This is a genomic window from Bacillus sp. V5-8f, from assembly GCF_002863565.1.
Taxonomy (GTDB): Bacteria; Bacillota; Bacilli; order Bacillales; family DSM-1321; genus Peribacillus.
On record NZ_PGUW01000001.1, the window covers coordinates 205,971 to 225,132 of the forward strand.

Sequence of the window (19,162 nt, forward strand, 5' to 3'; positions counted from 1 at the left end):
ATTCCCTTCTTAAGAAAAGCGCATACGCCTTTTCTCTCTAAAACTAGTGTTTCATCGTATCCATTTCATCAATATTAACTGTTTTGCGATTGCGGTACAACGACATCAAGATAGCCAGGCCGACCGCCACTTCTGCAGCCGCTACCGTTATGCTAAACAACGAAAAGATCTGTCCCGTAATTGACGGAGTGATCCCATATTTACTGAAAGCCACTAAATTGATATTCACGGAGTTTAGCATTAACTCGATGGAAATCAATACAATGACGGTATTTTTCTTGGTCAATGCACCGTATAGCCCAATGCAAAATAAGACGAGTGCAAGCACCAAATAAGCTGATAAAGGGACTGAAGTCACGGCCTGTCACCTTCCTTTTCATCATCCTTCTTTGCCAATATAATGGCTCCCACAAGGGCGACTAGCAAGATAACAGAGGTAATTTCAAATGGAATGATATGTTTCGAGTATAGCTCGACTCCGATTTGCTCGGTATTTGATTCATGGAGGGTTGTCGGTTTTGCGGGTATGTTGAGATTATAGATTCCGAGGTAAACCGCTAACCCGAAACCAGTAATGCCGAGAAGCAAAATGAATTTTCTCCAAAAGCTTACTTTTTGTTCTTGTTTATCATCATGCCTTGTAAGCATGATTCCAAACAGCATGATAATAGTAACGGCTCCTGAATAAATCAGGATTTGGACAAAAGCCACAAATTCAGCTGAAAGCAGCACATAAATACCTGCAATGCTCATAAACGAGAAGACTAAAGCAACCAGCATGTGCACTACTTTTGTAAAGTTCAATAAAAGAACACCGCCGATAATGGCCACAAGGGAAAGAGAAATGAATGCTAAAAATTCGCCTGAAAGGCTCATGCTTTATTCTCCTTCCGAATATTTTCATCGTTTTCGTCAAGCCAGACAAGGTCTTTAAAAAGCTCATCTCGGCTATATTCCGCCAGTTCAAAATTATTAGTCATGACAATGGCTTCGGTCGGGCAGACCTCCGTGCAAAGGTCACATAAAATACAAATCTCAAAATTAATATCATACGTATCAATAATTTTCCCTTTCTTCGCCGGATCCGGATGCTTTTTCCCTGTTAACTGAATACAGTCCGTGGGGCAAATATTCACACATTGGTTGCAGACGATGCATTTCTCAGGATAAAACTTCTGTATCCCGCGAAACCGGTCGGGTAGCGGTAGCGGCTTTTTAGGATAATCATAGGTTACTTTTTTTCGGGTCAGGTTTTTCATTGTATACCCCAACCCTTTCATTAAACCGAACATGCTCTCACCCCTTGTTTACTGGATGCCACTGGCGCATAAGCGTGTGTGATTAAATAAACTTGATCCATTTTTCCTCACGATTCCCTTGCTCAACCTTCCATATTAAAGTAGACTGAATAACTCTTTCAACAAGGCGGTCACAAATATATTGGCAAGTGCCACCGGCAGTAGGACCTTCCAGCCAAACTCCATTAGCTGGTCAGCCCGAAGACGCGGAAAGGTAACACGTATCCAGATTAAAAAATAGATGACAAGGCTAAACTTCAGGGAGAACCAGACGGCAGCCGGGATAAAGCCTAAAAACGGCAGTGGATGCCAGCCTCCTAAAAATAATATGGTAGTCAACGCTGCCATAGCAAACATATATACATACTCCGAAAGCATAAACATCGCCCAGCGAAAACCCGAATATTCGACATGGTAACCTGCGACGAGTTCAGACTCAGCCTCGGGAAGGTCAAAAGGAACCCTGTTCAACTCAGCAACCGAAGCAATCATAAACACAATAAATGCAACTGGCTGAAGGACGATAAACCACATATCCTCTTGAGCAGCCACAATCTCATTTAAATTCAGGCTTCCCGTAAGTAAAACGATCCCAACCACCGACATGACCAAAGGAATTTCATAAGAGATCATTTGAGCGGCTGCACGCATCCCTCCAAGAAGGGCATATTTGTTATTTGATGCCCATCCGGCTGTGACAACTCCCACCGTTGTGATGCCAGAAACAGCAATATAATAGAGAAGGCCCACCCCGATATCAGCGAACTGGAGCTTGTCAGTGAATGGCATCGTAGCAAGGACCATGAATGAGGGCGCAAAGGCAATGACAGGTGCAATAATATAAAGAGGCCGGTCCGCCGCTTTCGGGATTGTATCCTCCTTGATCAACAGTTTCAGTACATCTGCCACAGTTTGTAAAAGGCCCCATCTGCCCCCCACCTGATTTGGGCCGATTCTCATTTGCATGAAGGCCATAACCTTCCGTTCAGAAAGAATGCCAAAGGTAACAAAGCCAAGAACAACAAAAAGCAAGATGACGGCAAGCAGAAAAAAAATCGCAAAATGTAAAAGACCTGGTGAGGAACGCAGCAATTCTTCTATCATCAGCCGTCAACCTCCCCTAGTACAATATCGATTGCCCCTAGAATCGTTATTAAGTTGGCCATATTTTCTCCTTTTAACAGCTTGGGAAGGATTTGTAAATTATAGAAAGATGGCCTTCTGAATTTTAATCGATATGGTTCCTTTTTCCCGTCACTCGCGATATAACAACCTATTTCACCGCGAGGCGATTCAATCCTTACAAAGCCCTCTCCTTTTGGAGCTTTTATAATTTTTGGAACCTTTGCAAGGACAGCTCCCTCCTTGGGAAACTGCTGCACTGCTTGTTCGAGAATTTTTAATGATTCTAAAATCTCTTCCATACGGCAATGATAACGTGACCAAGCATCTCCATCCTCCCTGACTGGAACTTCGAAATCGAAACGATCGTAAATCGAGTAAGGTTCATCTTTTCGCAAGTCCCAGTTAACGCCTGTACACCTGAGGTTGGCACCGCTTAATGAAAAGTTAATTGCATCTTCTTTTGTATAAACACCGATTCCTTTAACGCGGTTCATAAAGATTTCATTTCCTGTAACAAGCTGGTGGTAGCCTTTCAACTGCTCCCTCATATAAGGGACAAAGTCACGGACTTTTTCAATCCAGCCTTCTGGAGCATCCCACTTTACGCCGCCAACGCGCATGTAATTGAAGGTAAGCCTGGCACCAGACAGCTCAGTTAGCAAATTAATAATCATTTCCCTTTCCCTAAAAGCGTAAAGGAATGGACTAGTTGCACCAATATCAAGTAAATAGGTCCCCCACCAAACTAAATGAGAAGCAATACGTCCCAGTTCCATGACAATGACCCTCAGATATTCCGCACGGTCAGGAACCTCAATCCCCATCATCGTTTCTACAGCATGGCATAAGACATAATTATTTGTCATCGCGGCTAGGTAATCCATTCTGTCTGTATACGGAATGATTTGTGTATACTGCAGGTTTTCAGCCAATTTTTCCGTTCCCCTGTGCAGATAGCCGATAACCGGTGTGGCTTCCCTGATGATCTCTCCATCAATTTTAATGACAAGCCTGAAAACTCCATGGGTACTCGGGTGCTGCGGACCGACATTCAATAGCATTTCTTCCGTTCGAATCATAGATTACACCTCCACATCGTACGGTTCATAATCCTTTCGAAGCGGATGCCCAATCCACTCTTCTCCTAACAAAATCCTTTTTAAGTCAGGATGGCCGAGGAATTTAATTCCAAGAAGGTCATACGCCTCGCATTCCGGCCAATTGGCTCCTTCCCACAAAGGAACGAGAGACGGAATTTCCGGATCATCCCTATTGATCTTCACCTTTAAGGCAACCGATTGCCGATTTGTAAACGAATATAAATGGACATAAATTTCCATGTGTGTTTCAAAATCACTGCCATGCAGTTCGGAAAGATAATGAAAGCTAAGCTGCTCGTTACGTTTCAATAACTCCGCTACTTTTCTGTATGTATCCTGCTTTGCGACAAGGGTGGGAACATCTTTTGAAAGTTTATTAATATATGAATCTTCGAGGACATCTTTACCCAAATGGCTGTCTATCACTTTTACATATTTATCGAGGAAATGCTGATTAGGCGATGGGATAGCTTCAGTTGTGAGTTCTTCTTCCACTTTGGATGCGGAGGCAACTTTTGCCCGGGCGGCGGCTGCGGCTTTTGCTTTTGCCGCAGCAATGGCCTTAGCTTTTGCCTTTTCGGGATCCTCTGCATCTAAATTCCCTTTAATCTTTGCCAAGGCGGCAGTTTTTGCTTTTGCAGCTGCTATTGCTTTTTTCTTTTCAAGGTCTTCTCCGCCTGCTGGCTGAGAACTAGTTGCTGCTTTTTGCTCTGTCGCTTGTTTCCTGGCGAGCGCAGCGGCTTTGGCTGCTGCGGCGGCTGCCTTTTTCTTTGCCAAATCCTCTTTCTCTGCCGGTTCCGAATCAACCTCCGAACCTCGTTCCTTCGCTTGCTTTTTGGCGAGCGCGGCCGCTTTGGCTGCTGCGGCGGCTGCCTTTTTCTTTGCCAGATCCTCTTTCTCTGCCGGTTCCGAATCAACCTCCGAGCCTTGTTCCTTCGCTAGTTTCCTAGCCAGCGCGGCGGCTTTGGCTTTAGCTGCTGCTGCTTTTTTTAATTCTTCCAGGCTTTTTTCACCGTCCATATCTACATCACCTTCTTCCCGGTTTTTGCTTCATGGCGGATTTTCTCCCTCAATTTATTAATTCCATAAATAAGGGCGGCCGGGTTTGGCGGGCAACCGGGTATGTAAACATCAACTGGAACAATTTGGTCCACCCCTTTTACGACCGAATAGGATTTAATATATGGTCCTCCGGCAGTTGCACATGAGCCCATGGCAATCACCCATTTGGGTTCAGGCATTTGATCATACAATCGCCTTAGAATAGGCGCCATTTTTTTTGTCACTGTACCGGAAACGATCATGACATCCGATTGCCTAGGAGAAGTCCTGAAAAATGAACCGAAACGGTCTAAATCGTAATGCGAAGAACCTACTCCCATCATTTCAATTGCACAACAAGCAAGTCCGAATGTCATCGGCCATAAAGAATTGCTCCTGGCCCATCCCTTTATCTGCTCGAGAGTTGATAGAAAAACACTCCGGCGCAGCTCTTCCATTTCCGATAATGAAACTCCGTCTAATGTTAAGTCCATTTTAACACCTTCTTCCTCCATGCATAGACCAACCCAATCAGTAACAAGAATACAAATATCAACATCTCAATCAATGCAAAAATCCCAAGCTTTTCATAAGCTACTGCCCATGGATACAAGAAAACCGTTTCTACATCAAAGATGACAAACATCAGCCCAAAAATATAGTAGTGTACATTAAACTGAACCCTTGAATCATGAAACGGATCAATACCGCTTTCATAAGTGGTGTATTTTTCCTCACCTGGCTTGTATGGACGAAGCAGCTTGCCAATTAAAAGAGCTACTATCGGCAAAAGTATACCTAAACAGAGAAACACAAATACTATCAGATAATTATTCTTATAAATATGCAAATCTTCCATGTACAACCTCCCTGCCTGGTTTTTGAGATCCTGATTTGCTTTTCTTCTTTGGGGGCACAAACATATCTTTTGGTAATATATAGGCGTGTAAACGTATACATTATAACATTGTGCCAGAATAAAAGGTAGGGATTCTTAGGGTGTTCAACCTTTCTTAACATTAGATAATATGTAAAGATAACCAGAATATTTCTCTTATAGCTGAGAAATACCAAATTAGTCCTAAACGAACAATAACCAAAACAGCAAAAAAAGCACTACCCATAAGATGGATAGTGCTTTTTATCAGTATTTCTTTTCTGCTATTGCAATGCGGTTGATGGCTCGTTGTAAAGCAAGTTCTGCCCTTTTAGCATCGATATTTTCTTGATTATCCTGTAACCGTTTTTCAGCTCGGGCTTTGGCTGCCTGAGCACGAGCTAAATCAATGCTTTCTGCCTGCTCAGCTGATTGGGCAAGGATAGTTACGACATCAGGGCGAACTTCAAGGAAGCCTCCGTTTACTGCGATATATTCAGTCTTTCCGTCTTTTTTTAAGCGGACGGCAGCAATTTGCAGCGGCGCAACCATAGGGATATGTCCAGCTAAAATACCAAGCTCCCCGGTTTGTGCTTTTGTGCTTACCATTTCGACTTCAGAATCGTATACAGGGCCATCGGGAGTAACAATACTGACTTTAAAGGTCTTCATTTTAATACCCTCCTTGGTCCCTTATCAAGCCATTTGCTTGGCTTTTTCAACAACTTCTTCTATTCTTCCTACGAGACGGAATGCATCTTCCGGAAGATCGTCATATTTACCCTCAAGAATTTCCTTGAAGCCTTTAACTGTTTCTTTAACTGGAACGTAAGAACCAGGCTGGCCAGTAAACTGCTCTGCAACGTGGAAGTTTTGAGACAGGAAGAACTGGATACGGCGCGCACGAGCAACAACAAGCTTGTCCTCATCTGACAATTCGTCCATACCAAGGATGGCGATGATGTCCTGAAGTTCTTTGTAGCGCTGTAATGTCTGCTGTACCTGGCGAGCAATTCCATAATGCTCTTCCCCAACAATTTCAGGAGACAATGCGCGAGATGTTGATGCAAGCGGGTCAACCGCAGGGTAAATACCCATTTCTGATAACTTACGCTCAAGGTTTGTTGTTGCATCCAAGTGGGCGAAAGTCGTAGCCGGAGCCGGGTCAGTATAGTCATCGGCAGGAACATAGATCGCCTGGATAGATGTAACGGAACCTACGTTTGTTGATGTAATACGCTCTTGCAACTGTCCCATTTCAGTAGCAAGTGTAGGCTGGTAACCAACCGCTGAAGGCATACGGCCTAAAAGGGCAGAAACCTCAGAACCTGCTTGTGTGAAACGGAAGATGTTATCGATGAAGAACAATACGTCCTGTCCTTGCTCATCACGGAAATGTTCTGCCATTGTCAAACCGGTTAAAGCCACACGCATACGAGCACCAGGCGGTTCGTTCATTTGACCGAATACCATTGCTGTTTTGCTAATAACGCCGGAATCGCTCATCTCATGGAAAAGGTCATTTCCTTCACGAGTACGCTCTCCAACGCCCGCAAACACAGAGATGCCGCCGTGTTCTTGTGCGATATTGTTGATAAGCTCCTGGATTAATACAGTTTTACCAACACCAGCACCACCGAATAGGCCGATTTTTCCACCTTTAATATATGGAGCAAGCAGGTCAACTACCTTAATACCCGTTTCGAGAATTTCTACCTCAGTAGAAAGGTTTTCAAAAGATGGTGCTTGTCTATGGATTGGATCACGACGTACGTCAGCAGCAATCGGTTGATCCAGGTCAATATTTTCTCCTAACACATTGAAAACACGACCAAGTGTAGCATCCCCAACTGGAACAGAAATTGGCGCACCTGTGTCAACCACTTCTGTTGCACGGGTCAATCCGTCAGTAGAAGACATCGCAACCGTGCGGACTGAGTCATCTCCCAAATGAAGGGCTACTTCAAGAGTTAAGCTGTCACCAGACTCGGGAAAATCTATTCTTAACGCATTATGGATTCTTGGAAGCTGGCCGCTTTCGAACTTAACGTCAACAACCGGACCCATAACTTGGATAATGCGTCCTTTATTCATCTTGTTCCCTCCTAACATTACTTATAAAAAGGTCTATAAAAAGGCTTGGGGAAGCGGTTAAGTCCTGGCTCCCCGGCAACCAATAAGTTTATCACTCTATATTTATTCCAATGCAGCAGCACCGCCGACAATTTCAGTAATCTCCTGCGTAATCGCAGCCTGGCGGGCGCGGTTATAAACAAGAGAAAGATTGTCTATCAGTTCTTTTGCATTATCTGTTGCATTCTTCATCGCAGTCATACGCGCTGCGTGTTCACTTGCTTTTCCATCTAATAAGGCACCGTAAATCAGGCTTTCTGCATATTGAGGAAGAAGAACCTCAAGAATTTCCTCAGCTGACGGCTCAAATTCATAAGATGTCAGTCTTCCGGAAACATCAATGTCAGTTAAAGGAAGCAGTTTCTTCTCAGTAACATCCTGTTGAATGGCACTGACATAGTGATTGTAGTACATGTAAAGCTCATCGAATGTTCCCTGAGAGAACAATCCGACTGCAGACTTTGCAAGGTCACTGATGTCAGAGAATGCAGGCTGGTCAGAAAGACCAATGATTTCCAATGCAACATTCATGTTTCGGCTTGTGAAGAAGTCACGCCCAACTCTTCCAATGGCGATGATTGCGTACTCATCCTGTGATTTATGGCGACTTTTAATGGTTTGCAATGTATGACGAAGAACATTGCTGTTATATGCTCCGGCAAGTCCGCGATCCGAAGTGATTACCAGGTAACCTGTTTTCTTGACCGGACGGGATACGAGCATCGGGTGTGAGACACCCTTACTGCCAGAGGCGATACTGGCTACTACCTCTTGGATTTTCTCCATATACGGAACAAATGCTTTCGCATTTGATTCTGCACGGTTCCATTTAGATGCGGAAACCATCTGCATTGCCTTTGTAATCTGGCTCGTTTTTTTCGTCGAAGTTATACGGTTTTTTATATCACGCAATGATGCCATTCATTCTCACCACCCTTTTTGCAAATTTTAGACCGGTTACACAGAAGCAACGAACGACTTTTTGAATTCGTTGACCGCAGAAACAATTTCCTCATCTTTAGGCAGGTCGCCTGTTGTGCGGATATGGTCTAAAAGCTGCTTTTGGTTGTGGTCTAACCAGCTAAGGTATTCAGCTTCAAAGCGCTGGATATCCTCAACAGGAATTGAATCTAAATGACCGCGTGTTAACGCGTAAAGGATCATAACCTGTTTTTCTACCTTAAGAGGCTTGTTCAAATCCTGCTTAAGAACTTCTACTGTACGGGCACCACGGGCAAGCTTGGCTTGGGTTGCTTTATCAAGATCGGAGCCAAACTGTGCGAATGCTTCCAATTCACGGAATGAAGCAAGGTCAAGACGCAGTGTACCTGCAACCTTTTTCATTGCCTTAATTTGTGCAGAACCACCTACACGGGATACAGAAAGTCCAGCGTTGATCGCAGGGCGAACACCTGAGAAGAACAGGTCAGACTGTAGGAAGATCTGTCCGTCCGTGATAGAAATAACGTTTGTAGGAATATAAGCGGAAATGTCACCTGCTTGAGTTTCAACGAACGGCAGAGCAGTAATAGATCCTGCACCATGAGTGTCGTTCAGTTTAGCTGCACGTTCTAGCAAACGCGAGTGCAAGTAGAAAACATCCCCTGGGAACGCTTCACGGCCTGGAGGACGACGAAGCAATAGGGAAAGTTCACGGTATGCAGATGCTTGCTTGGAAAGATCATCATAAACGATCAGAACATGCTTTCCGCTGAACATGAACTCTTCCGCCATACTTACTCCGGCATACGGTGCCAAGTAAAGAAGCGGTGCCGGCTGTGATGCAGATGCCGTTACAACGATTGTATAATCAAGCGCTCCATGCTTACGAAGGGTTTCGACAGTTCCGCGAACTGTAGATTCTTTTTGGCCAATCGCAACATAGATACAGATCATGTTTTGGTCTGCCTGGTTTAGAATTGTATCGATTGCCACTGATGTTTTACCAGTTTGACGGTCACCGATGATTAATTCACGCTGGCCTCGCCCGATTGGAACAAGAGCATCGATTGCCTTAATACCCGTTTGCAATGGCTCATGCACAGATTTACGGTCCATAACACCGGTTGCTGGGCTTTCGATAGGGCGGGTTTTAGTTGTATTGATTGGACCTAGTCCATCAACAGGCTGTCCTAGCGAGTTAACTACGCGCCCGATTAATTCTTCCCCTACTGGAACCTCCATAATACGCCCTGTACGGCGAACCTCGCTGCCTTCACGGATGTCTGAGTAAGGCCCAAGAATAACAATACCAACGTTGTTTTCTTCAAGGTTTTGCGCCATCCCCATGACACCATTAGAGAATTCTACGAGCTCTCCAGCCATAACATTATCTAAACCATGAACACGTGCGATCCCGTCACCAACAACGATTACGGTACCTACATCGCTAACTTGAATTTCTGACTGATAATTTTCAATCTGCTTTTTAATCAGCGCACTGATTTCTTCAGCTTTGATGCTCATGAATTTCACCCCTGTCTAAAGAATGTTAACCTAACAGTTCCTTTTCAAGACGCTCAAGCTTTCCTTTTACGCTTCCGTCGTAGATACGGTTGCCGATGCGAAGCTTAATTCCGCCAAGGACACTGCGGTCTACTATATTTTCAATTCTTAATGTTTTCTTTCCTATTTTAGCTGCAAATGCTGATGAAACAGCTTCACGCTCAGTTTCAGTCAGTGGGCGTACGGAATACACCGATGCCTCCGCTACCGAGCGTTCTTCATTTGCAAGCTCAATGAAATCAACAGCCATTTGAGAAATCACATCTGAACGATGGCGCTCAACCATCAGTAGCAGTGTGTTTTTCACTTGTGTTGATAGGCCTTCAAAAGCTTCATCAACGAACTTCTTCTTGGATGCTGCAGTAACTTTTGGATGCTGCAGCATCGCCAAAAATTGCTTGTTGTTTACAAACACTTCCCGAACAGTGCGAAGATCCTGTTCGAATGAATCCAGAAGATTTTGCTCTTTAGCAATCTGGAAAAGAGCTACGGCATATCGCTTTGCCACAGATATATCGCTCATCGCTTTTCTCCTGCCTCTTGAAGATACTCATTGATAAGCTTTTCCTGATCTGCTTCCGAAAGCTCTTTTTCGATTACCTTAGATGCGATCAAAACAGAAAGGGAAGCCACTTGATCGCGAAGTGCCGCGACAGCTTTTTCCTTCTCCTGCACGATTTCACGCTTGGCTGACTCTTTCAGCCGTTCGGCTTCACCACGTGCAGCCGAGATGATATCCTCACGCTGGGCTTCACCCTGCTTTTTTGCATTTTCAATGAGCTGCGCAGCTTCGGAACGTGAAGTTTTCAAAAGTTCACGCTGTTCCTCTAAGAGCTTGCTGGCCTCTGCCCGGCTTGCTTCTGCGGAGCTTATTTCATTTGCAATTAACTGCTCACGCTCTTTCATGATGCCCATTAACGGACCCCATGCAAATTTCTTAACCACAGCTAACAAAATAATGAACATGACGAGCTGGAAAATGATATCCCCACCATTAAAGTGAAGACCGCCTTCAGCAGCTGCTCCTAATACATATCCGCTTGTTAACACGCTTGGCTCACTCCCTTCAAAAGTTTCACTATATATAGTCTTTCATTTTCAAATTGGCAAATGAAAAGGGATTTCTATTGTTTAAAATGCGCATAAATATCCTGATTACTGAACATAAAGGAATGGCGAAGGTTCTCTTCGAAGCAACTTCGCCATTACCTGGGTATCCTACTTATCCTTATCTACCTAAAACGATAAATCCGATAACTACCCCAATGATTGGAAGGGCCTCAACTAACGCAACCCCGATAAACATTGTTGTTTGAAGTCTGCCTGCCGCTTCTGGCTGGCGAGCCATCCCTTCGATTGTACGACCTACGATAAGACCGTTACCGATACCAGCGCCTAGTGCACCTAAACCAACTGCGATCGCTGCCGCAATAAGACCAATAGAACCTGTCATGATTAATTTTCCTCCTTGAGAAATATAATTTTTTATTCCTGTTCAATAATGAACAAATTTTATAATTAATGGTCTTGGCTCACTTTATGTGATATGAAAACCATTGTTAACATTGTGAAAATGAAAGCTTGGATTGTTCCTACAAAGACGCTGAAGCCTTGCCATGCAAGCATTGGCACAGCTGCCCCAAGAGTACCTGCGATCCCACTGCCAAAACCATTGGCATAGCCATTGGTGGCAAGTCCTGCAAGCAAAGTTAATAGAATTTCACCCGCATAAATGTTACCGTAAAGCCGCAGGCCTAGAGTCAGGGTGTTTGCAAATTCTTCTACAATTTTCAAAGGGAACATAAACCCCATAGGTTCAAAATATCCTTTGGCATAACCCTTTGCACCCTTCATTTTGACACCATAATAATGTGTTAGCCCCATTACCATAACCGCGAGGGTCATCGTGATGACTGGATCTGCTGTTGGCGATTTCCACCAAAGATCATGGCCAACCACTACAGAAAATGGCAATCCGAGCATATTTGATACAAAGATATACATAATTAGCGTCATTCCCAATACAAGGAATCGCCCTCCTGTATTCCAGTCCATCGTACTGCCTATAATTCCTCTCACAAAATCCATAACCCATTCCATGAAGTTCTGGATTCCTGTCGGTTTTAACGCCAGCCGACGGGTGGACACCACAGCAAGTATGAAAACTATAAGACTTGCAATTGTGATCATCATGATATTGGCAAGATTAAAATACAATCCCATAAATTCCACAATAGGAGCACCATGTTCCATCAATTATTCACCTCTCTTTTGCTCTCGGCGTAAATTTTGGATAAAAAAATCTATTATAATGACCACATATGCCGTCATTAATCCAATAACCACACTAACAATATGGAAGTGCTCAGGGTACCTGAGTGCAATTACGGCGGCTAGAGCCCCAATTGCAATCCGAGTCAGCGTGCCAAGTGATTTTGCTTTCTTGTTGGCAGCTACCGCTTCAGAAAACTTCCTGTTTTTCCGGACCAATGACCAGAGATTGAACAGGCTAAAGGCTGTACCAAGTATCAGGCCGTTAAAAATGGTGTTATAGGGAGTAAATCCAGCACCTAATACATAAAGGGCCAATAGGAACATTATGTATGTCCGCTGCCTGTTAAACATAGATTCTAGTTCTGGCATTATAGATTTCATTCTCCTGAGAAATATCGTCGGACTGTACGCAGCATAGAAAATATACCTGCAGCAAGTCCTAAAAGAAGACCAACCACCAAAAACAACGGAGCAGCGCCCAGCTTTTCATCAAGCCATCTTCCAACAAAGATGCCGACTAAGAGTGATCCGGCTAATTGTGACAGAATGGTAGACATTAAAGCCATCGCTTTTAAGGGGTAGCGATTGTTCCGACGCATTATTTGCATCCTCGCGGTTGATTAGTAGATGGATATAGTATTTCCATTGTGCAAAAGTGGGAAAATAAATTGCACAAAAGATTTTGAAAACCTTCTCATTTATATCCTTTGTTAGCATACAATAGGCTTGTATCGATGTCAATGAATCACAAAGTGAATTTTGTCACAGGTTCGAAATGTTAACGAAATGTTCACATTTACTTGTAAAATAATGTTTGACAAGGGAAAAAGTCACAAAAAAGTTGTAAATTATTCAATTTGAATCATAGTATTAATCCTGTCTTCCTTTCCAGACTTTTTGGCAAATACAATCACTTTGTATACTCCTTTTGGCGGCAGTTTTTCCTTTGGGATTTCTTTCTTAAGCAATCCTCCCGTACTATTCCTTCCCCAATCCAGAAAGCCGGCGAAATGCAGGTTATCTTCATTGTATAAAGCAATTCCGTATTCCTCTGCGCCCCTCGGCAAATACATCTCATACCGGTAGCTACCTGCTTTGTCTCCCGCTCCGAAATCGAAGCCCATTACCCTGGGGTAATTCGGTTCTTCTTTTACATATAAAAACGGCAGGCTGATCCTGTTGGTGCCTTCAAGCAAGGTAAGGTAGCCATCATAAATCCCTTTATCCATTTCATTGGGGTTAACCTGCAGCCCAATGGTGATTTGCTTCTGTTCACCTGGTTTTACCGTAAACGGCGAAGGGAATTTCCAGGTAATCCCTTGTTCCCTTTTGGGGATGGCAAAAGAATAATGCTTTAAGGTTTTTCCCTCGTTTTCAATTGTGACCGTTTCTAAATGCTCGTCAATACCCTCTTTGTTTTCATATATACCAAATGATAGCGATCCTGGGACCAATAAAGAATCGGCTTTTACCGCCTTTTCGATCTGTATCCTGCCCGCTCCCTGTTCGTATGTTCGGTATAGCTCCTTGTTGTCTTTTATCAATGGTTTCGAGGTGGACATTAACGCTGATTTAACTTGCTCGGGAGTCCAGTTCGGATGCGCCTGTAAAATTAGCGCACAGGCCCCTGCTACATGGGGAGCGGCCATGCTTGTACCCTGTAATGCAAGATATCCTGAAGGAACGGTGCTTGTAATCGCCACTCCTGGGGCTAGGATGTCAGGTTTGATTCCCCAAGACACAGTTACAGGCCCTCTGGAACTGAAATCTGCGAGCTTGTCTTTTTCTTTCTTATAAACAAAACGGACGTCTTCATTTTTTTTACTTAATTCTCTTAAGGCTTCTCCTGAGTTTTTATCAATGGACACAGCAGGTATAATCTTCTGTTCTTCCAAAGAGCCGATAAATCCGCCTTTTGTATTATTATAGATAATAACACCTTTTGCCCCTGCCTTTTCTGCATTTTCTACCTTTTCATCAAAGGTTAGCTTGCCGCGTTTTAGGAGAACAATTTTACCTGAGGCATGCTTTAATTCTTTTATACGCCCTAGACCCCCATACGTCACCTCGCCGGAAAATGATAAGTTCCATTCCCTCGCGCCATGCAACGGCATCAGCCTGATTTCCTTTTTTCCTGCCCCAAGCCCTGCTACTAAATAAGGAACCTGTAGCGGAGGTGTCGATGCACCTACGGAGATTGCCTTTTCCGCTGTGCCCGGGGAACCTACCGTCCAAACATCCGGTCCTGAGTTGCCATTCGATGTAACCGCAACAATTCCCTGCTCTACCGCTTTATCTAACGCCTGTGAGATTGGTAAATCAGGCCCGTTCACATTGTTTCCTAAAGAAAGGTTCAAGACATCGACCTTGTCTTTGATCGCCGCTTCAATCGCTGCCAATACTTGTTCTGTATTGCCAACACCTCCAGGTCCGAGAGCTCGATATGCAAATAGATCGGCTTCAGGCGCTACCCCTTTCATCTTCCCGTTTGCTGCTATAATTCCTGCGACATGGGTTCCATGTAAGGTAGCTATACCATTAGGCCCTGTCGTTTCCATTGGGTCATTGTCTCCATCGACAAAATCACGGCCAAATTGATAAACTCTTTTCAAGTCAGGATGGTTGTAATCAATACCTGTATCGATTACTCCAACCTTGATGCCTTTACCTGTAATCCGCTGTTGTTTTTTATCAAACTGGTTGCGGATTTTGTCAGCTCCGATAAAAGGAATACTACCTTCCACGTCCGAATGATAGTAAGATACCTGTGACACGTAGTAAATCGGTTGTTCTTTTTTTAATTTATCTAATTCCTGCATTTTCCCTGAAACCGAAAAACCGGATAAGGCATACTGGTAGACATAGCGAACTCTTAAAGAGGGGTATTTTTCTACAATCTTGTAGATAGATGATTGTGAAGCCGGCTCCTTTAACGCGACAATGGCTGTAGTTTTTTCTAATGGAGATATTTTTGGCAGTGGCGGGATACGGATGTCCGCGCTCTTACATGTTCCCGGAATGATTAATAAAAATGATAATAGCAATACGATTTTTCTCACTATATGGGCCCCCTCTTTTTCCATAGGTTTTCACAGAAGTGATACGCTATTCACCCATGAAAAGGAATTCGCCGCAGCATCCACTTTCGATTGTTTGTCGAGGAGGTTTATAAAAAAACCGCCCTAAGTTAGGACGGTGTTTCCCTGCTATTATTTTATCTGGCAATAAATCGCCTATTGTTCCATCTTATTTCGTTCCAAACAAACGGTCGCCAGCATCACCAAGTCCAGGAACAATATATCCATGGTCATTAAGCTTTTCATCGAGTGCAGCGATGTAGATGTCAACATCTGGATGGGCTGACTGCAATGCATCCACGCCTTCAGGTGCTGCAATCAGGCACATAAATTTAATATTCACGGCCCCACGCTTTTTAATGGCTTCAATCGCTTCAATGGCTGATCCTCCGGTTGCCAGCATTGGATCTACGACAATGAATTCCCTTTCTTCTACGTCACTTGGCAGCTTCGCGTAATATTCGACCGGTTTTAATGTTTCCGGATCACGGTAAAGCCCAATATGGCCTACTTTCGCAGCAGGTATCAATTTCAAGATACCATCTACCATCCCAATTCCTGCCCGCAAAATCGGAACAACCCCAAGCTTCTTTCCTGAGAGCATTTTTACCGTCGCTTTTTGCACCGGTGTTTCGATTTCCACTTCTTCAAGGGGCAGGTCCCTTGTAATTTCAAATGCCATTAATGTGGCAACTTCATCGACAAGCTCACGGAATTCTTTTGTTCCTGTGTTGATGTCTCGTATGTAAGCCAATTTGTGTTGAATTAATGGGTGATCAAAAACATATACCTTAGCCATTGGGAGGATCTCTCCTTTTTCATATTATGACTCTCCTAGCGCATTCTCTCATACAGATTTCGTGCGTCGGTCACTTCTACCCATTTTACAGAAAAAAAAATCATACTTCAACAAAACTTAGGCACTAAAAACAGGAGCATTTGCAGAATAGGAGACGAAGAAAACCGCCCTCTAATGGGAGGGCGGTCGTGACTTAAAAGGCAGGGTATAATTCGTACTTGCCAGAAAGAGCTGCAACTCGCTGTCTTGCTTCTTCCAATTTTGTTTCATCCTCATGATTTTTTAGGACCAGACCGATAATAGATGCTATTTCATCCATATCTTCCAGGCCAAAGCCGCGTGAAGTGGCAGCTGCAGTTCCAATACGGATGCCGCTAGTTACGAACGGGCTTTCCGGGTCGAAAGGAATTGTATTTTTGTTAACAGTGATGCCGATTTCATCCAATGCTTCTTCAGCAATCTTGCCAGTCAAATTGACTGAACGAAGATCTACCAGCAGCAAATGGTTATCCGTTCCACCTGAAACAAGGTCCAGCCCTTCCTTCTTCAATGCAGCGGCAAGCCGTTGGGCATTTTCGATGATCTGCTGTGAGTACTTCTTAAAATCATCCTGGAGCGCTTCACCGAATGCAACAGCCTTTGCTGCTATTACGTGCATGAGCGGACCTCCCTGGATGCCTGGGAAGATGGATTTGTCAATTTTCTTTGCAAATTCATTTTTACAAAGAATCATGCCTCCGCGGGGACCACGAAGTGTTTTATGAGTGGTAGTTGTAACAAAGTCCGCATATGGCACCGGGCTTGGGTGATGTCCTGTTGCAACAAGCCCTGCGATGTGGGCCATATCTACCATTAAATAAGCTCCTACCTCGTCGGCGATTTCCCTGAAGCGTTTAAAATCGATCACGCGTGGATATGCGCTTGCACCGGCCACGATCAATTTTGGTTGATGCTTGCGGGCTTTTTCCAGCACATCTTCATAGTTGATTACTTGTGTTTCCTCGTCAACGCCATATTCGATAAAATTATATTGAACACCGCTGAAGTTAACCGGGCTGCCGTGAGTTAAATGGCCGCCATGCGAAAGATTCATTCCGAGAACCGTATCCCCCGCCTCAAGAATCGTAAAGTAGACCGCCATATTGGCCTGTGCACCTGAATGGGGCTGGACATTGACATGTTCCGCACTAAAAATCTGTTTTGCACGGTCCCTTGCCAAATCTTCCACGACATCAACATATTCGCAGCCGCCGTAGTAGCGCTTGCCCGGGTACCCTTCGGCATACTTGTTCGTTAATACGGAACCTTGTGCCTCCATAACAGCTTCACTTACAAAGTTTTCTGAAGCAATCAGTTCTATCTTGCTTCGTTGGCGTACTAATTCATCCTGAATAGCCTTAAATACTTGTTCATCCTGTTTCGCTAAACGGTTCATGGGAATCCTCCTCTAGGTTATCGTTCATTAGCAGACTATATGTAAAACCTCTTCCATAAGAAAAATGACGGGAAAGCATTTTTCCGAAAATTCCTTTATTATTTTAACACGTTCATTTTGCTCAAGGTAGTAGGTTTATGTATTTTTTTCGAACAATATAAAAAAAAAATGTACTATTGTTCGCTTCTCGAACGGATTTTTAATGGATATTGTGATTTTATCTTGAAATTTACCGTATAAAAGAAAAACCCTCTAAACGAGAGGGCTCTTATGAACAACTTTCATTTTCAGGTTTTTTTGTATACACAGCCCTTTCGCCGCCAATCAGCTTTGGCCGCGTTCTTGCCATTGTTACGTGGGCATGCCCTACCTCTTTCATGCTGCTCCTTACCGGGACAGCCACATGCTTTAGATGCATGCCTATAAAAGTATCTCCAATGTCAATCCCTGCATCAGCTTTTATATGTTCTACCACTGCAGCATCCTTGATATGGTTATATGCAAATGCGGCCATTGCCCCTCCTGCCGTGCGGACCGGTACGACGGATACTTCCTCATATCCATGTTTTTCAGCAACATGGCGGGGAAGCACTAGCGCCCTGTTTACATGCTCACAGCATTGGAAAGCGATTTCCACACCAGTCTCGGTTTGAAAAGCTTGTAATTCTGTAAAAATCATCTCCGCTATTTCAAGGGTACCATTCGTTCCAATGCGTTTTCCCGCAACTTCACTTGTGCTGCACCCTACTACAAACAACTTGCCGGAATCTAAACGGGCTTCGTTCTGAAAATCCTGCAAAACGGTATGGAGTTCGCTTTTCCATTGTGACAATTCATCCGTTAGTATAATTTTGTTCTCCATCGTAAAAGCCCCGCCCTTCCGTGAATTACCGGTTTTTCTCTTCGTAATCCGCAATTTTGCCAATTCGGTTCGCATGCCGTCCCGCTTCAAATTCAGAAGTCAGCCATGCTTTTGCAATTTCCCTGGCTAAACCTGGCCCTATCACACGTTCACCCATAGCCAAGATATTGCTGTCATTATGCTGTCTTGTAAGTTTAGCGCTATACACATCATGGACGAGGGCACAGCGGATCCCTTTAACCTTGTTGGCCGCAATTGACATGCCGATTCCCGTCCCACAAATCAGAATCCCTCTATCATACTCTCCATTCGCAACTTTTTCGGCGACCGGAAGTGCATAATCCGGATAATCCACTGAAGTGTCACACTCGCAGCCGAAATCTTCAAATTCAATTCCAAGATCATTCATCAAGTTCTTGATTTCTTCGCGGATATTGATACCGCCGTGATCGGATGCAATAGCTACTTTCATATTTACTCTCCTCTTTTTTCTGCCCTGTCTGATGTTTTTTCTTATTGTGTCACAAAACAGGTAAAAGATAAAGAATCAAACATAAACATAAGTTCAATTTTTAGAAACGCTCCCTATAAGTGAAGTGAAATCATTTAAAAAAGCTTCAGGAAAGTCCCGAAGCT

23 protein-coding genes are annotated in these 19,162 nt (G+C 43.9%); all 23 read right to left on the reverse strand.

Annotated elements, in window-relative coordinates; genetic code table 11:
• Positions 1 to 43 precede the first annotated feature (43 nt).
• Positions 44 to 358 (reverse strand): NADH-quinone oxidoreductase subunit NuoK, encoded by a 315-nt coding sequence (gene nuoK, locus CUU64_RS00845; RefSeq protein WP_101631384.1) that lies wholly within the window; start codon positions 356 to 358, stop codon positions 44 to 46.
• The gene (locus tag CUU64_RS00850) at positions 355 to 876 is read right to left on the reverse strand and encodes an NADH-quinone oxidoreductase subunit J (RefSeq protein ID WP_101631385.1); all 522 of its coding nucleotides are present in this window, start codon (positions 874 to 876) and stop codon (positions 355 to 357) included. Before CUU64_RS00850 ends, nuoK begins: the two co-directional genes overlap by 4 nt.
• On the reverse strand, positions 873 to 1,292 hold the full coding sequence (nuoI, locus tag CUU64_RS00855) for an NADH-quinone oxidoreductase subunit NuoI (RefSeq protein ID WP_101631386.1): 420 nt from the start codon (positions 1,290 to 1,292) through the stop codon (positions 873 to 875). The genes CUU64_RS00850 and nuoI overlap by 4 nt, the downstream gene beginning before the upstream one ends.
• A gap of 102 nt (positions 1,293 to 1,394) precedes the next feature.
• On the reverse strand, positions 1,395 to 2,402 hold the full coding sequence (gene nuoH, locus CUU64_RS00860; protein WP_101631387.1) for an NADH-quinone oxidoreductase subunit NuoH: 1,008 nt from the start codon (positions 2,400 to 2,402) through the stop codon (positions 1,395 to 1,397).
• Complete coding sequence (locus CUU64_RS00865; protein WP_101631388.1) at positions 2,402 to 3,502, reverse strand: NADH-quinone oxidoreductase subunit D; 1,101 nt, start codon at positions 3,500 to 3,502, stop codon at positions 2,402 to 2,404. The genes nuoH and CUU64_RS00865 overlap by 1 nt, the downstream gene beginning before the upstream one ends.
• A gap of 3 nt (positions 3,503 to 3,505) precedes the next feature.
• Positions 3,506 to 4,543 carry an NADH-quinone oxidoreductase subunit C gene (locus CUU64_RS00870; RefSeq protein WP_101631389.1) on the reverse strand — a complete coding sequence of 346 codons (1,038 nt, stop codon included), beginning with the start codon at positions 4,541 to 4,543 and terminating at the stop codon, positions 3,506 to 3,508.
• 2 nt (positions 4,544 to 4,545) lie between these two features.
• Positions 4,546 to 5,058 (reverse strand): NuoB/complex I 20 kDa subunit family protein, encoded by a 513-nt coding sequence (locus CUU64_RS00875; protein WP_101631390.1) that lies wholly within the window; start codon positions 5,056 to 5,058, stop codon positions 4,546 to 4,548.
• Positions 5,049 to 5,423 carry an NADH-quinone oxidoreductase subunit A gene (locus CUU64_RS00880; protein ID WP_101631391.1) on the reverse strand — a complete coding sequence of 125 codons (375 nt, stop codon included), beginning with the start codon at positions 5,421 to 5,423 and terminating at the stop codon, positions 5,049 to 5,051. The genes CUU64_RS00875 and CUU64_RS00880 overlap by 10 nt, the downstream gene beginning before the upstream one ends.
• 285 nt (positions 5,424 to 5,708) lie before the next feature.
• Positions 5,709 to 6,113, reverse strand: coding sequence for a F0F1 ATP synthase subunit epsilon (locus CUU64_RS00885; RefSeq protein ID WP_101631392.1), 405 nt, complete (start codon positions 6,111 to 6,113; stop codon positions 5,709 to 5,711).
• Positions 6,114 to 6,137: 24 nt separating this feature from the next.
• A complete protein-coding gene (atpD, locus tag CUU64_RS00890; protein ID WP_101631393.1) occupies positions 6,138 to 7,535 on the reverse strand; it encodes a F0F1 ATP synthase subunit beta in 1,398 nt (465 codons plus the stop codon).
• Positions 7,536 to 7,637: 102 nt separating this feature from the next.
• Positions 7,638 to 8,495: a F0F1 ATP synthase subunit gamma gene (locus CUU64_RS00895; RefSeq protein WP_101631394.1), complete on the reverse strand. Its 858-nt coding sequence runs from the start codon at positions 8,493 to 8,495 to the stop codon at positions 7,638 to 7,640.
• A 36-nt stretch (positions 8,496 to 8,531) separates the two neighbouring features.
• Complete coding sequence (gene atpA / locus CUU64_RS00900) at positions 8,532 to 10,040, reverse strand: F0F1 ATP synthase subunit alpha (RefSeq protein ID WP_101631395.1); 1,509 nt, start codon at positions 10,038 to 10,040, stop codon at positions 8,532 to 8,534.
• A 25-nt stretch (positions 10,041 to 10,065) separates the two neighbouring features.
• The gene (locus tag CUU64_RS00905) at positions 10,066 to 10,602 is read right to left on the reverse strand and encodes a F0F1 ATP synthase subunit delta (RefSeq protein ID WP_101631396.1); all 537 of its coding nucleotides are present in this window, start codon (positions 10,600 to 10,602) and stop codon (positions 10,066 to 10,068) included.
• On the reverse strand, positions 10,599 to 11,129 hold the full coding sequence (gene atpF / locus CUU64_RS00910) for a F0F1 ATP synthase subunit B (RefSeq protein ID WP_101631397.1): 531 nt from the start codon (positions 11,127 to 11,129) through the stop codon (positions 10,599 to 10,601). Before atpF ends, CUU64_RS00905 begins: the two co-directional genes overlap by 4 nt.
• 178 nt (positions 11,130 to 11,307) lie before the next feature.
• Complete coding sequence (gene atpE, locus CUU64_RS00915) at positions 11,308 to 11,520, reverse strand: F0F1 ATP synthase subunit C (protein WP_180954423.1); 213 nt, start codon at positions 11,518 to 11,520, stop codon at positions 11,308 to 11,310.
• A 77-nt stretch (positions 11,521 to 11,597) separates the two neighbouring features.
• On the reverse strand, positions 11,598 to 12,332 hold the full coding sequence (gene atpB / locus CUU64_RS00920) for a F0F1 ATP synthase subunit A (RefSeq protein ID WP_101631562.1): 735 nt from the start codon (positions 12,330 to 12,332) through the stop codon (positions 11,598 to 11,600).
• A 3-nt stretch (positions 12,333 to 12,335) separates the two neighbouring features.
• Complete coding sequence (locus CUU64_RS00925; protein WP_101631399.1) at positions 12,336 to 12,722, reverse strand: ATP synthase subunit I; 387 nt, start codon at positions 12,720 to 12,722, stop codon at positions 12,336 to 12,338.
• Between the two features lie 8 nt (positions 12,723 to 12,730).
• Positions 12,731 to 12,952: an AtpZ/AtpI family protein gene (locus CUU64_RS00930; protein ID WP_101631400.1), complete on the reverse strand. Its 222-nt coding sequence runs from the start codon at positions 12,950 to 12,952 to the stop codon at positions 12,731 to 12,733.
• Between the two features lie 249 nt (positions 12,953 to 13,201).
• Entirely contained in the window at positions 13,202 to 15,412 is a 2,211-nt protein-coding gene (locus CUU64_RS00935; RefSeq protein ID WP_101631401.1) for a S8 family serine peptidase, read from the reverse strand.
• A gap of 187 nt (positions 15,413 to 15,599) precedes the next feature.
• Positions 15,600 to 16,229, reverse strand: a complete 630-nt coding sequence (upp, locus tag CUU64_RS00940; protein ID WP_101631402.1) for a uracil phosphoribosyltransferase — start codon at positions 16,227 to 16,229, stop codon at positions 15,600 to 15,602.
• A 193-nt stretch (positions 16,230 to 16,422) separates the two neighbouring features.
• Entirely contained in the window at positions 16,423 to 17,664 is a 1,242-nt protein-coding gene (gene glyA / locus CUU64_RS00945; protein ID WP_101631403.1) for a serine hydroxymethyltransferase, read from the reverse strand.
• Between the two features lie 268 nt (positions 17,665 to 17,932).
• The gene (locus CUU64_RS00950) at positions 17,933 to 18,526 is read right to left on the reverse strand and encodes a TIGR01440 family protein (protein WP_101631404.1); all 594 of its coding nucleotides are present in this window, start codon (positions 18,524 to 18,526) and stop codon (positions 17,933 to 17,935) included.
• Positions 18,527 to 18,551: 25 nt separating this feature from the next.
• Positions 18,552 to 18,998, reverse strand: coding sequence for a ribose 5-phosphate isomerase B (gene rpiB / locus CUU64_RS00955; RefSeq protein ID WP_101631405.1), 447 nt, complete (start codon positions 18,996 to 18,998; stop codon positions 18,552 to 18,554).
• Positions 18,999 to 19,162 lie beyond the last annotated feature (164 nt).

Bases quoted from the DNA above. Each gene is read 5' to 3' on its own strand.
- CUU64_RS00905 (WP_101631396.1), bottom strand. From the start codon at position 10,602: ATGAGCGATATATCTGTGGCAAAGCGATATGCCGTAGCTCTTTTCCAG.
- CUU64_RS00880 (WP_101631391.1), bottom strand. From the start codon at position 5,423: ATGGAAGATTTGCATATTTATAAGAATAATTATCTGATAGTATTTGTG.
- upp (WP_101631402.1), bottom strand. From the start codon at position 16,229: ATGGCTAAGGTATATGTTTTTGATCACCCATTAATTCAACACAAATTG.
- CUU64_RS00865 (WP_101631388.1), bottom strand. From the start codon at position 3,502: ATGATTCGAACGGAAGAAATGCTATTGAATGTCGGTCCGCAGCACCCG.
- CUU64_RS00875 (WP_101631390.1), bottom strand. From the start codon at position 5,058: ATGGACTTAACATTAGACGGAGTTTCATTATCGGAAATGGAAGAGCTG.
- rpiB (WP_101631405.1), bottom strand. From the start codon at position 18,998: ATGAAAGTAGCTATTGCATCCGATCACGGCGGTATCAATATCCGCGAA.
- atpD (WP_101631393.1), bottom strand. From the start codon at position 7,535: ATGAATAAAGGACGCATTATCCAAGTTATGGGTCCGGTTGTTGACGTT.
- CUU64_RS00895 (WP_101631394.1), bottom strand. From the start codon at position 8,495: ATGGCATCATTGCGTGATATAAAAAACCGTATAACTTCGACGAAAAAA.
- CUU64_RS00950 (WP_101631404.1), bottom strand. From the start codon at position 18,526: ATGGAGAACAAAATTATACTAACGGATGAATTGTCACAATGGAAAAGC.
- CUU64_RS00930 (WP_101631400.1), bottom strand. From the start codon at position 12,952: ATGCGTCGGAACAATCGCTACCCCTTAAAAGCGATGGCTTTAATGTCT.
- CUU64_RS00885 (WP_101631392.1), bottom strand. From the start codon at position 6,113: ATGAAGACCTTTAAAGTCAGTATTGTTACTCCCGATGGCCCTGTATAC.
- CUU64_RS00870 (WP_101631389.1), bottom strand. From the start codon at position 4,543: ATGGACGGTGAAAAAAGCCTGGAAGAATTAAAAAAAGCAGCAGCAGCT.
- nuoI (WP_101631386.1), bottom strand. From the start codon at position 1,292: ATGTTCGGTTTAATGAAAGGGTTGGGGTATACAATGAAAAACCTGACC.
- CUU64_RS00925 (WP_101631399.1), bottom strand. From the start codon at position 12,722: ATGCCAGAACTAGAATCTATGTTTAACAGGCAGCGGACATACATAATG.
- glyA (WP_101631403.1), bottom strand. From the start codon at position 17,664: ATGAACCGTTTAGCGAAACAGGATGAACAAGTATTTAAGGCTATTCAG.
- CUU64_RS00850 (WP_101631385.1), bottom strand. From the start codon at position 876: ATGAGCCTTTCAGGCGAATTTTTAGCATTCATTTCTCTTTCCCTTGTG.
- nuoH (WP_101631387.1), bottom strand. From the start codon at position 2,402: ATGATAGAAGAATTGCTGCGTTCCTCACCAGGTCTTTTACATTTTGCG.
- atpB (WP_101631562.1), bottom strand. From the start codon at position 12,332: ATGGAACATGGTGCTCCTATTGTGGAATTTATGGGATTGTATTTTAAT.
- atpA (WP_101631395.1), bottom strand. From the start codon at position 10,040: ATGAGCATCAAAGCTGAAGAAATCAGTGCGCTGATTAAAAAGCAGATT.